At 43.2% G+C, this 12,067-nt stretch carries 12 protein-coding genes; 8 read left to right on the forward strand and 4 right to left on the reverse strand.

The features are described from left to right. Positions 1 to 65 precede the first annotated feature (65 nt). The 8 genes from L0660_RS01070 (at position 66) to L0660_RS01105 (ending at position 8,277) form a co-directional block, all read left to right on the forward strand. Complete coding sequence (locus tag L0660_RS01070; RefSeq protein WP_026631251.1) at positions 66 to 1,055, forward strand: DNA-directed RNA polymerase subunit alpha; 990 nt, start codon at positions 66 to 68, stop codon at positions 1,053 to 1,055. 72 nt (positions 1,056 to 1,127) lie between these two features. Beyond that, positions 1,128 to 1,703 (forward strand): 50S ribosomal protein L17, encoded by a 576-nt coding sequence (gene rplQ, locus L0660_RS01075; RefSeq protein WP_233795152.1) that lies wholly within the window; start codon positions 1,128 to 1,130, stop codon positions 1,701 to 1,703. Positions 1,704 to 1,855: 152 nt separating this feature from the next. Further along, entirely contained in the window at positions 1,856 to 2,959 is a 1,104-nt protein-coding gene (gene carA / locus L0660_RS01080) for a glutamine-hydrolyzing carbamoyl-phosphate synthase small subunit (RefSeq protein ID WP_235156877.1), read from the forward strand. 91 nt (positions 2,960 to 3,050) lie between these two features. Beyond that, a complete protein-coding gene (eno, locus tag L0660_RS01085) occupies positions 3,051 to 4,322 on the forward strand; it encodes a phosphopyruvate hydratase (protein ID WP_026631254.1) in 1,272 nt (423 codons plus the stop codon). 60 nt (positions 4,323 to 4,382) lie between these two features. Continuing rightward, complete coding sequence (locus L0660_RS01090; protein ID WP_026631255.1) at positions 4,383 to 4,715, forward strand: septum formation initiator family protein; 333 nt, start codon at positions 4,383 to 4,385, stop codon at positions 4,713 to 4,715. Between the two features lie 44 nt (positions 4,716 to 4,759). Next, positions 4,760 to 6,292 (forward strand): 2,3-bisphosphoglycerate-independent phosphoglycerate mutase, encoded by a 1,533-nt coding sequence (gene gpmI, locus L0660_RS01095; RefSeq protein ID WP_235156878.1) that lies wholly within the window; start codon positions 4,760 to 4,762, stop codon positions 6,290 to 6,292. A gap of 91 nt (positions 6,293 to 6,383) precedes the next feature. Beyond that, positions 6,384 to 6,995 (forward strand): hypothetical protein, encoded by a 612-nt coding sequence (locus tag L0660_RS01100; RefSeq protein ID WP_235156879.1) that lies wholly within the window; start codon positions 6,384 to 6,386, stop codon positions 6,993 to 6,995. A 328-nt stretch (positions 6,996 to 7,323) separates the two neighbouring features. Next, positions 7,324 to 8,277: a hypothetical protein gene (locus L0660_RS01105; protein WP_233795156.1), complete on the forward strand. Its 954-nt coding sequence runs from the start codon at positions 7,324 to 7,326 to the stop codon at positions 8,275 to 8,277. 65 nt (positions 8,278 to 8,342) lie between these two features. On the opposite strand, the gene L0660_RS01110 is transcribed toward L0660_RS01105, so the two are convergent. The 4 genes from L0660_RS01110 to L0660_RS01125 form a co-directional block, all read right to left on the reverse strand. Continuing rightward, the gene (locus L0660_RS01110) at positions 8,343 to 9,236 is read right to left on the reverse strand and encodes a polyphosphate kinase 2 family protein (RefSeq protein ID WP_235156880.1); all 894 of its coding nucleotides are present in this window, start codon (positions 9,234 to 9,236) and stop codon (positions 8,343 to 8,345) included. A gap of 36 nt (positions 9,237 to 9,272) precedes the next feature. Next, complete coding sequence (gene rdgB / locus L0660_RS01115) at positions 9,273 to 9,848, reverse strand: RdgB/HAM1 family non-canonical purine NTP pyrophosphatase (protein ID WP_235156881.1); 576 nt, start codon at positions 9,846 to 9,848, stop codon at positions 9,273 to 9,275. An 83-nt stretch (positions 9,849 to 9,931) separates the two neighbouring features. Next, a complete protein-coding gene (locus L0660_RS01120) occupies positions 9,932 to 10,834 on the reverse strand; it encodes an FKBP-type peptidyl-prolyl cis-trans isomerase (RefSeq protein WP_233795159.1) in 903 nt (300 codons plus the stop codon). A 54-nt stretch (positions 10,835 to 10,888) separates the two neighbouring features. Further along, positions 10,889 to 11,923, reverse strand: a complete 1,035-nt coding sequence (locus tag L0660_RS01125; RefSeq protein WP_235156882.1) for a bifunctional oligoribonuclease/PAP phosphatase NrnA — start codon at positions 11,921 to 11,923, stop codon at positions 10,889 to 10,891. Positions 11,924 to 12,067 lie beyond the last annotated feature (144 nt).

Raw genomic sequence — 12,067 nt, forward strand, 5'->3', positions numbered from 1 at the left:
TGCGATCGCAAAGGTAACGGTAGCGTGATCAACTATCATTTACTACTATAAAAGGAGCAAGGACTATGTCAATATTAGCTTTCCAAATGCCTGATAAGGTCGTCATGGAAAAAGCAGACGACTTTCACGGGTTGTTTGAGTTTAAGCCTTTAGAGAAAGGGTACGGCGTAACCATTGGTAATGCATTACGTAGAATACTTCTTTCATCTTTGGAGGGTTATGCCATTACGAGCGTGAAGTTCCCTGGTGTTCTTCATGAATTTTCTTCTATCGAAGGTATAGTTGAGGATGTAACAGAAATCATCCTGAACCTTAAAATGGTTCGTTTTAAAAAAGTTTCTGATCTGAACGAAAGCAGAATCGTTGTAAACCTTAAAAATGTATCCGTTATCACAGCCGGCGACATTGGCAAGTTTACCAACGCATTTGAAGTTTTAAACCCGGATCAGGTTATTTGCCATATTGATGACCAGAAAGAGTTCGAAATGGAACTGCTTTTGGACAAAGGAAGAGGATACGTTCCTGCTGATGAGCCACGTGCAAACGAGTTGCCGTTCGGATACATCGCAGTGGATTCTATTTATACGCCAATTAAAAACGTTAAATACAGTGTTGAAAATACACGTGTAGAACAACGTACCGATTACGAGCGTCTTTTGATCGATATCCAGACAGATGGTTCTATCCACCCGGAGGATGCATTGAAAGGTGCTGCAAACATTTTGATTCAACACTTTATGTTGTTCTCTGATCAAACAATGACGTTTGAGAAGCAGAAAGCAGAAGAAGACAATCAGGTGGATGAAGAAATGTTGCGTATGAGAAAACTGCTTAAGACTTCATTGTCTGAGCTGGACCTTTCTGTACGTGCTTACAACTGTTTGAAATCAGCTGACGTAAAATCACTGGGTGATCTGGTTAGACTTGAAATTTCAGACATGATGAAATTCCGCAATTTTGGTAAAAAATCTCTTACTGAGTTGGAACAGCTTGTTGCTGACAAACAACTCACATTTGGAATGGATGTTGCCAAATACCGTTTGGACGAAGATTGATAAATAATTCCATAATAAGTCTGTATTCTGTAGCGCGCTAGCCGCCGCTCGAAGCAACTAAACAACAAAACAATGAGACACGGTAAGAAAGATAATCATTTGGGAAGAACAGCATCTCACCGCAAGGCGATGCTTTCAAACATGGCTTCTTCATTGATTATCCACAAGAGAATTGAAACAACATTAGCGAAAGCAAAAGAACTTCGTAAATACGTTGAGCCCTTGCTAACCCGCGCCAAAGAAGATTCTACCCACAACAGAAGAGTTGTTTTCTCTTATCTGAATGATAAAGAATCAACAAAAGAACTTTTCGGTGTTGTTTCTGACAAAATTGCATCTCGCCCAGGTGGTTACACAAGGATCATTAAGCTTGGAAACAGACTTGGTGATGCTGCCGAAACGGCACTGATTGAACTTGTAGATTTCAACGACGCATTGCTTCTTGCTAATGCTGACAAACCTGCAAAAACAAGACGTAGCAGAAGAGGTGGAGCGAAGAAAGAAGGTTCAGAAGTAGCAGCAGCTGCTCCTGTTAAAAAAGAAGATCATCCTGTGGTTGCAGAAGCAGAACCCGTAAATGACGAGCCTGCTGCTGACGAAACAGCTGAAAACAATGATTCACCAGCACCTACTACTGAAAAGGAATAGTTTTGGATAATCATTAAGAATATATGGAAAAGGGTTGAACGTTTCGTTTAACCCTTTTTTATGGGTAAAATTTTATAATTTTGCACCGCAGTTTAAAAATACCCGGGCAATTCGCTCAACAACATTTGACAAACAATAGATTTAGCAATAAAATGGGTCAAAAAAAGGAAGCTCTGTTATTACTTGAAGACGGGACAGCTTATAGAGGACTTGCTTTGGGAATAAGCGGGACCACCGGCGGGGAAATTTGTTTTAATACAGGTATGACAGGATATCAGGAAATTTATACCGATCCTTCCTACTATGGTCAAATCATTGTTAACACCAACTCTCACATCGGCAATTACGGGGTTCAGCTGGAAGACGAGGAAGAATCGGCTTCGGTGAAGATCCGCGGGATGGTTTGTAACACATTCTCCCCAATCTATTCCAGAGACACTGCTGATTTCTCATTGCAGGAGTATTTTGAACGTGCCAACATCGTGGGCGTAAGTAACGTAGACACAAGACACATTGTGCGCCACGTGAGACAAAGAGGCGTAATGAATGCGATCATTTCTTCCGAAATCCTGGATGAAAAGGAATTAATGGCCGAATTGAAAAAAATCCCTTCAATGGATGGCCTCGAATTGTCATCCGAAGTAACGACAGAAAGCGCTTACTACGTAGGAGAGGAAACCGGCAGCCAATTCCGGATTGCGGTTATGGATTACGGAATCAAGAAAAGCATTCTGAAAAACCTGACCTCACGCGGATGTTACTGCAAAGTTTTCCCTGCAAAGACGCCTTTTGAGGAAGTAATGGCTTGGCAGCCCGACGGATTCTTCATATCCAACGGCCCTGGCGACCCGGCTGCAATGCTTTACGCAGTGGAAAGTGTCAACCAGATGATCAAAACCAGCAAGCCTTTGTTCGGAATTTGCCTGGGACATCAGCTGCTAGCATTGTCAAGCGGGATTAACACATATAAAATGCACCACGGCCACCGCGGGTTGAACCACCCGGTGAAAAACCTGATCACCGGATTATGCGAAATCACTTCGCAAAATCATGGTTTCGCGGTTAATCCGGATGAGATTGAAAACCATCCTGATATTGAAATCACGCACGTGAATTTGAATGATAAAACAATTGAAGGAATTCGCAGAAAGGATTATCCTGCGTTCTCAGTTCAATATCACCCTGAGGCATCGCCAGGTCCGCATGATTCGCGCTATCTGTTTGATGAATTTATCAAATTGTTAAGAGCGAGCTGAAAATATCGAAATCCTCTGTAATGCAGAGGATTTTTTGTGTTATTTTGTACCGTTAAAAAATTCAATTTTAAATCAAAACCACAAGCTGCAAATGAGTACGATTCAATCAGTACATGCAAGACAAATTCTGGATTCAAGAGGAAACCCAACAATAGAAGTAGATATTCGTACTGAAAATGGCTATTTAGGACGTGCTGCTGTTCCGTCTGGAGCTTCTACCGGAAAGCATGAGGCCGTTGAACTTCGTGATGACGATAAAAGCGTTTACGTAGGAAAAGGAGTTTTGAAAGCCGTTGAGAATGTCAACGATATTATTTTCCCTGAGTTGATCGGTTGTTCAGTTTTTGAGCAAAATCTGATTGATAAAATCATGCTGGAATTGGACGGAACGCCTAACAAAGCGAAATTGGGCGCGAACGCAATTCTGGGTGTTTCTCTGGCTGCTGCCAAGGCTGCTGCACAAGAAGCAAACCTTCCATTATATCGTTACGTGGGCGGAACGAACGCGAACACATTGCCGGTTCCGATGATGAACATTCTGAATGGTGGAAGCCACGCGGACAATTCTATCGATTTCCAGGAATTCATGATCATGCCTGCGAAAGCAGATACATTCTCGCAATCATTGAGAATGGGCGTTGAGGTTTTCCATACGCTTAAAACAGTTTTGAAAAGCAAAGGATATTCTACCAACGTAGGTGACGAAGGTGGATTTGCTCCAAACATTAAATCAAATGAAGAAGCGATCGAAATCGTAATTCAGGCGATCGAGAAAGCAGGTTACAAGCCAGGTGAAGACATCTTCATCGCAATGGATGCTGCCGTTTCTGAATTCTACGAAGATGGATTGTACCACTTCAAAAAATCAGATGGTCGCAAACTAAGCTCGGATGAAATGGCTGACTACTGGACACAGTGGGTTGCTAAATATCCGATCATTTCAATCGAAGATGGAATGGACGAAGACGACTGGGCTGGCTGGGCAACACTTACGCAATCGGTTGGCAAGAAAATCCAATTGGTAGGTGACGATTTGTTCGTGACAAACGTAACCCGTCTGCAACAAGGAATAGAATCACAAATTGCAAATGCAGTCCTTGTGAAGGTAAACCAGATCGGTTCATTGACTGAGACGATTGACACGGTTAACCTCGCAAAACGCAACAGTTATAAGAGCATTATGTCCCACCGCTCAGGTGAAACGGAAGATTCAACAATTGCTGACCTTGCAGTTGCATTGAACACAGGACAGATCAAAACGGGATCTGCTTCCCGCTCTGACCGTATGGCGAAATACAACCAGCTGCTTCGCATTGAAGAAGAGCTTGGTGAAAACGCTTACTTCCCAGGATTGAAATTCTGATATCATTAATCAAAACCGGAGCTTAATGCTCCGGTTTTTGTATATACACTCGCTTTCATTATGAAAAAAGGATCATTCTGGTCGCTCCAGACGCTAAAAAACTTTTATATAGCCACATTTCTGGCGTGGTTCGTCTGGATCCTTTTCCTTGACAATAACAATATGCGGATCGTGATCTCCAACCGGATGAAAATGAAAGAACTGGAACACGAAAAGGGTATTTTGTTGGGAAAGATCAAAGAAGTTAAGAAGGAGCGAAATGAGGTTTTTGGTAATCCCAAAATGCTTGAAAAATGGGCGCGTGAAAATTTCATGATGCGCAAGCCCAACGAGGAAGTATATGTAATCGTTGACGAGAAAAATCAGCCGGTCGAAGGCAAAAAAAGCGAGTAAGCCCGCCATTGGCCATTGCGTGTTAATATTTAATTTCTAAGACATTGAGCAAAAAAGTAATTCTTATAATCATGGACGGCTGGGGAATTGCCCAACCTGGCGAAGAGAGCCGTTCCGCTGTTTTAGCTGCCAACACTCCTTTTTACGACAGCATTATGCAGAAATATCCGCATAGCAAACTTGCTGCAAGCGGACTGGCTGTGGGGCTTCCCGACGGACAGATGGGAAATTCAGAAGTAGGACATACCAATCTTGGAGCAGGACGTGTCGTTTATCAGGATCTGGTAAAGATTAACCTGGCTGTTACCGAAGGAACATTAGGTCAGGAACCTGTCCTTACCAATGCTTTGGATTTTGCCAAAGCAAATAACAAAAAAGTGCATTTCATCGGTTTGGTTTCCGATGGAGGCGTTCACTCACACATCGATCATTTAAAAGGACTTGTCAAAATCGCTGCCGACAGAGGTTTGACAAACGTCTTTGTGCATGCATTTACAGACGGCCGTGACTGCGATCCGAAGAGTGGTTTAGGCTTTTTAACAGAGCTTCAACAAACATTGGATCAGACAACTGGCAGAATTGCAAGCGTAACCGGTCGTTATTATGCAATGGACCGCGACAAGCGTTGGGAGCGTGTGAAGCTTGCTTATGACGCAATGGTGCATGGCGAAGGTGCGCATGTAGCATCTGGTGATGTATTAAAAGCAATCAAAGATTCCTACGAGACAGGCGTTACTGACGAATTTATCATGCCTATCGTTGCAACAAATCCGGACGGGACGCCAATTGGTGTTATCGAAGATGGAGATGTTGTATTATGTTTCAATTTCCGGACCGACCGCGGACGCGAAATCACAGAAGTGCTGACGCAACAGGATTTTCATGAGCAGAATATGCACAAGCTAAACCTGAGATACATCACAATGACCAATTATGATGATACATACACGGGCGTCGATGTGATTTTTGATAAAGATAATCTCAACAATACATTAGGCGAAGTGCTTGAAGCAGCGGGGAAAAAGCAGATCCGCATTGCTGAAACGGAAAAATATCCGCACGTAACATTCTTTTTCTCTGGCGGACGCGAGAAGCCGTTTGAGGGTGAAAGCCGCCTACTTTGCCAGTCGCCAAAAGTTGCGACTTATGACCTTCAACCTGAAATGTCGGCGTTCGGCATCAGAGACTCGATAGTGCCTGAGTTGGAAAAAGGAGAGGTGGATTTTGTTTGCCTTAACTTTGCAAACCCGGATATGGTTGGACATACGGGTGTGTTTGAAGCTGCGGTTAAGGCATGCGAAACCGTTGATCAATGTGTGCAGGCTGTTGTTACCACTGGTTTAAACCATGGTTATTCATCCATTATCATTGCCGATCACGGAAATTCGGACTATATGCTGAATGACGACGGCTCTCCCAATACTGCCCACTCATTGAACCTGGTGCCTTGCGTATTGGTCGATAATAATTATCAGAATCCGATAAAGGACGGCAAGCTGGCCGACATTGCACCTACAATTCTTGACTTAATGGGAATTCCAAAGCCGGCTGAGATGACAGGGGTTAGTATCCTCTAAACTAAACCAGCTATAATGATGTTGTTTACCGGAGAGTCCATTGGGCTCTCTGTTTTTTTAGATCTTCTGCCTGATAAAGTCAACATTACCAATGCATTTCATATCAATACACTCTTCTGGCCGCCCGGTGTTCCTTAAAAGCAGCTTCCTGTATATCTTCATGTGCCTGACAATGTTAAGCGCTTGCCGGGAATCTGTCACGGATCCGAGCGAAAAGAAGGCATATTATGACCTTAAAGGCTTTGTAGAAAACCAAATCGTTTATCTGAACGAGAAGAAGCCGAAGGTGGCCAAGACTGTTCAGCTGGACGGGAAAAAAGAACTGCGCGTTGGAATCGAGACGAACTGGAAAAAGGAGCTGGAACTGTTCGCGCAAGCCGACATTAATAAGCCAGCATATAATAAAAGCTATTCGATGACCCGGAGTGATTCGTCTGTTTACGAATATAAAATCAGGGAAGGAGAGAATTTACCAGTGCGTTATCTGATGATCAAAGTGGATAGCGCTACGCAGCAACCTGTGTTGGTAAAAGCACTGCTGCGTTCTGAAAACCGAATATATAGTTCAGAAAAGCTTATTGAACTGACATCTAGCAGACGGAATAATCTCTTTGAAGTTTCCGGTTATTCGGTTAAAGGTTATCAAAAGCTTTTGTTCATGGACCGCAAGTCTTTTGATATTACAGCAAAAATAGGATTATAGCGAGTTTTAAAATGATGTTTGTTTGTACTGTAACTCCATACTTTGGGTAAACATTACCCAATTTTCTAATTAACCGGCCCTCGTACAGCCGTTCAGCCCTAATTTTCTAAGTTCAAAATCATAATTTAAAAAGAGGCTCAGTATCTTACTGAGCCTCTTTTTTAGTATTATTTATATAAAAATTGAATGTTATAATCGCCTGTAAAAGGTCCGGATCGGCAATTCGGCATAGAATTAGAGATTTTAAGATCAAATCCATGTAGACCCTAGGTGAATTTTTAACCTGTCAACATGTAAACTAAATCACATTAATAAATTTTCTAAATCGATGGAACAAGAACAAAAGAATAAGCAAAGTATCGCCTGGGCAATGGTTGTTGTCCTTGGGCTTGCGACGGCCATGTTTGGCTACTTGTTTACGACTCAAAAAAATGAGTTGACTCAGCAGGAAACAATGGTTGTTGAAAAAGCCAGAGAATTGGCTGTGACCAAAACTAAATTAGATTCTATTTCGACAGTATTGGATGCGAAAATCGCTGAAATTGAAAAATTGGGTGGTGACGTATCAGAATTGACTAAGGTTAAAGAAAAACTGGAAGCAGATAAATTAGCTTTCAGCAGAAGTAAGAGAGTTGAGACCAATAAGTATCTTGGCAAAATCAAGGAATACGAGAAATTCCTGGTAGAAAAAGACGAGGTGATCGCTCAATTGAAGCTTGAAAACGAGAAATTGGTTGCATCGAATGACTCTTTAAGCACACACGTTGGAAGTTTGACCAGCGAGCGTGAGAAATTGGTACAACGTCAGGCTGAACTTACTGATTCAGTAGTAACGTTTACGGCTGCTAACAAAGAGCTTAGCGACAAAGTAACAAAGGCTGCTGCATTGAAAGCTGCAAATCTGAAAATCCTTACTGTTAATTCAAGAGGTAAGGTGAAAGATAAAGAAGAGTACAAAGCAAGCCGTGTTGACAAAATCAAAATGGTATTTACGCTTCCTGAAAATGAGTTGACAGCACAAGAGTCGAAGGACATCTATGTGCGTGTGCTTGACCCAGAAGGAGCGGTTGTAGCAGATGACGCAACTGGATCAGGAGAGTTTGAAGTGGATGGAGCACCATCTAAGTTCACAACTCGTGAGTCTATTGCTTACCAAAACAATAACCAGAAAGTTGAATTGTTGTATGACAACAGCTCACAATTCCGTCCAGGCAAATACAATGTTGAATTGTATGCAGAAGGTTATAAAATTGGTGGTGGAAACTTCACTATCAAGAAATAAGAATTAGAATTCACACCATGCATAACTATCAAAGGCGGCTGATTATTCAGCCGCCTTTTTTGTGCTTAATCCTCAGTGTTCTGTGCATTAATCACATCGATAAAGTGATGCAGTTCTTCTGACCGCTCAGGGCCTGACTCCGGATAAGACATATCCATCTTTTTAAGTTCTTCCACGATTATGTTGGCTACTGTCAGCCTCAGATTCTTTTTGTCATCTGCCGGAACAACATACCAAGGCGCTTTCTTTGTAGCCGTGTTATTGATGCAATCTTCGTAAGCCTGCATATATTCATCCCACTGCCCGCGCACTTTCACATCCTGCTCCTCAAATTTCCAGTTTTTTGAAGGGTCTTCTATCCGCTCAATAAGGCGCGAAGCTTGTTCTTCCTTCGACACATTCAGGAAAAACTTGATTACCCGGATGCCGTTTCTGTAAAGATATTTTTCGAGGTTCCGGATATCCGAATATCTGTGTTTCCAAAGCTTGTCCATGTCCTCCGTCAATTCAACAGGCAGCCGTTGCGATTGCGTGATGATCTCTGGATTCACTTTGGCAACGAGCACTTCCTCGTAATAACTGCGGTTGAAGATCGTGATCGTTCCGCGTTGAGGAAGCACAAGGTTACTCCGCCACAGATAATCATGTTCCAGTTCTGTCTCCGTAGGCCTTTTAAATGAATGTATTTTCACGCCCACCGGATTCACCCCTGCAAGCACATGCTTGATCGTCCCATCTTTGCCGGCCGCATCCATCGCCTGAAATATGACCAGTAAGCCATAGCGATTATGTGCGTACATCATACTCTGCAGCACATCCAGCTCCTTAGCCGACTCCGCCTGCATGGATTCATATTCTTCCTTATCCTTGTAAATGTCCTTGAAGCGCGTTTTGGCCTTTTTGATACTGAATTTCTCGGTCCCGTCGACGCGATAATCGCTTGCATTGAAGTCCGCCATTTGAATGCTGTTTAGAAATGATGTTTACTCGTTACATTATAGTTGCTTCAAAAAGCTGACCAGCCCGGCAAATGCGCGCGCCCGGTGGCTTAACTGTGATTTTTCTTCCAATGTCATTTCGGCAAATGTTCTTTCCAGATCAGCAGGCATAAATACAGGATCATAACCAAAGCCATTGCTGCCTCTCTTTTCGGTGATAATGTTACCTTCAACCGTTCCTGCAAACTGCTGATATACGCCGTTCATCACGAGTGTGATCACCGTCAGGAACCGGGCGCTGCGGTCACTGTGCGCAGCCAGTTTGCTGAGCAGCAAATCCATATTGTCATTAGCATCCCGTTGCGGCCCCGCATAATAAGCCGAATGAACGCCGGGCTCACCACTAAGCGCCGCGACTTCCAGTCCTGTATCGTCGGCAAAGCAGTTGATGCCGTAATGTTCCCAGACATATCTGGCCTTCGCAGCAGAATTCTCAGCGATTGTTTCAAATGGCTCTGGAATGTCTGCTTCACAGCCAATGTCGCTCAGTGTAACAAGCTCAAACTGGTCACCGAGCAATGCTTGTATCTCTTTTAACTTGTTCAGATTATTGGTGGCAAAGCAAAGTTTCATGCTATAATGTTATGTTCTAAATGCATTTTACACAAAAAAACGGCTACTCTTGTGAAGCAGCCGTTTTAATTCATATCTGATAGTTACCTTGTTGGCAGGCCAGGCTGTTGCTGTGCTGGCGCCTTTCCGAAATCAACCAATTCAACGTCAAATAGCAGAACCGAGTTTGCAGGAATGGCTCCCGGCGATCCCTCAGCTCCGTAAGCAAGGCCAGATGGAATGATCAATGTGCGTTTTCCACCTTTTTTCATCATCATAATGCCTTCTTCCCAACCTGGAATAACCATTCCCACACCAACCTGGAAGTCAATAGGGCCGCGGCCGCCAGTCTGTGAGCTGTCAAACACTTTGCCGTCGAGCAATTTTCCTGTGTAATGCACTTTTACATTATCACCTGCTTTTGGGCTGTCGCCCGTTCCTGGAACGGCATCCACATAAGCCAGGCCGGATGCTGTCTTCTGCGCTTTTCCTTTCAGGTTATTTTTTGCGATATAATCGTCAATTATTTTCGTATCGATCGCTTTTTGCTTGGAACCAGCTTCGGCAAGTTGTTTCTGGAATTCCTCAGGTGTAAGCACACTAACCACTTTCACGGTGAAGCTCAGATCAGATCCTTTTTTGATCATAGGAGGCATAGGCTGGCCGATTTTTGCAAACATTGAATCTGCATTGATCGATATTTTAGCACTGTCTCCCGCTGCAAGCAAAGCAAGGCCTTCTTCAAAACTGCCTTTGTACTGAGGAGCCTGCAAAACCATTTTTTGCGGTGTGCCTTCTTTATATGTATCACGAAGCGTAGAATCGCTGCCGTTTTTCAACACAAAGTGGAATGTCATAATGTCTCCCAATTTGGCTTTTCGCGCTTCATCTTCGTGCTCGAAAATCTGGTATTTCAGTCCGGATTCAGTAACCTGCGTCTTATGTTGGTTGCAAGCCGCTGCTAGAATAGTTACGCCCATTGCGTAACCTATTGATTTTAAATTCATTGGATTGTGTTAATTGGAAAGATTATGATGTGATTTTTGAAGTAAAATTTAAGCTTAGTCAACGTTTAAAAGTTCTTGTTGGTATTCCGGAAGAATATTTAGAAAAGTGGCAACTGTATCATGCACTGATTGTTCCGATCTTCCGCCAGATGCATTTTTGTGTCCGCCGCCATTGAAATAGGTGCTCGCCAGGTCTCTCACCGAGAATGTGCCTACCGAACGGAATGAAATTTTCACTTCACCTTTTCTTTCAATGAACATAGCAGACATTACCACGTTTTCAACCTGCAAACCGTAATTAACGATTCCCTCGGTTTCTCCCGTGCTGGAATTGAATTTTTGCAGTTCCGCTTCCGTCAAAACCATGTAGGCGGTTCTGTATTCGGGTAAAACCACTAATTTTTGAGAGAGCACGTAACCTAGAAATTGCAAACGCGAGAGTGGCGCATTGTCGTAAATAAGTCGGTGCACACGGCTGGAATCAAATCCCGTGAGCATCAGGTCAGCAACGGCCAGATGAACCTCTGGCGTAACATTACCGTGTCTGAATGAGCCTGTATCCGTCATTATTCCGGCGTACAAGCATTCAGCCATGGGAATGTCGAAGATCTCAGTAACCGGCGCATTATTTTCCAGTTCTTTGATCAGCTTATAAATAAGCTGCGCCGTAGCAGCAGCATAAGTATCCCAAACCATCCATTTTGCAAAATGCTCAGGTTCAAGGTGATGGTCTACCATTAACTTAGGCGCAGTGGCTTCTTCCACAATCCTTCCTAAATCTTTAAGTCGGGAAAGCGCTGAGAAGTCCAGGCAGCATATTAATGTAGCATTTGCAATTTTCTCCTTGCATTTAACCTGATCCGTCTGCTTTTCGTAAACCAGAACATGCTCAATGCCAGACAACCAACGTAAATTGGCCGTATAATCCGTCGGACTGATGACTGTAACTTCGTGTCCTTTTTTAATTAAATAACTTGCCCAGCCCAATGACGATCCCAGCGCGTCAGCGTCAGGGTCACGATGCATCGTAATGATGATTTTTTGGGGGTGGGATAAAAAAGAGCTAAGCTCTTCAACGGTTTGATTCACAGTTACTTAATTCGGAAAGAAGAAAATTCGGTTCGTATTCAGCCCACAAAATTAATAAAACTGTTGGGATTTGCTCAATGTTGTGCCCTAAAGGCTGGTTATCAGGGCTATGTTTTAACATGCGCGCCACCGCGTAAACCGAAG

The sequence above is a fragment of the Dyadobacter sp. CY351 genome, assembly GCF_021502625.1.
Lineage (GTDB): Bacteria > Bacteroidota > Bacteroidia > Cytophagales > Spirosomataceae > Dyadobacter > Dyadobacter chenhuakuii.

Coding starts and splice junctions, on each gene's coding strand:
- L0660_RS01070 (WP_026631251.1), top strand. CDS start 66: ATGTCAATATTAGCTTTCCAAATGCCTGATAAGGTCGTCATGGAAAAA.
- rplQ (WP_233795152.1), top strand. CDS start 1,128: ATGAGACACGGTAAGAAAGATAATCATTTGGGAAGAACAGCATCTCAC.
- carA (WP_235156877.1), top strand. CDS start 1,856: ATGGGTCAAAAAAAGGAAGCTCTGTTATTACTTGAAGACGGGACAGCT.
- eno (WP_026631254.1), top strand. CDS start 3,051: ATGAGTACGATTCAATCAGTACATGCAAGACAAATTCTGGATTCAAGA.
- L0660_RS01090 (WP_026631255.1), top strand. CDS start 4,383: ATGAAAAAAGGATCATTCTGGTCGCTCCAGACGCTAAAAAACTTTTAT.
- L0660_RS01100 (WP_235156879.1), top strand. CDS start 6,384: ATGCATTTCATATCAATACACTCTTCTGGCCGCCCGGTGTTCCTTAAA.
- L0660_RS01105 (WP_233795156.1), top strand. CDS start 7,324: ATGGAACAAGAACAAAAGAATAAGCAAAGTATCGCCTGGGCAATGGTT.
- L0660_RS01110 (WP_235156880.1), bottom strand. CDS start 9,236: ATGGCGGACTTCAATGCAAGCGATTATCGCGTCGACGGGACCGAGAAA.
- rdgB (WP_235156881.1), bottom strand. CDS start 9,848: ATGAAACTTTGCTTTGCCACCAATAATCTGAACAAGTTAAAAGAGATA.
- L0660_RS01120 (WP_233795159.1), bottom strand. CDS start 10,834: ATGAATTTAAAATCAATAGGTTACGCAATGGGCGTAACTATTCTAGCA.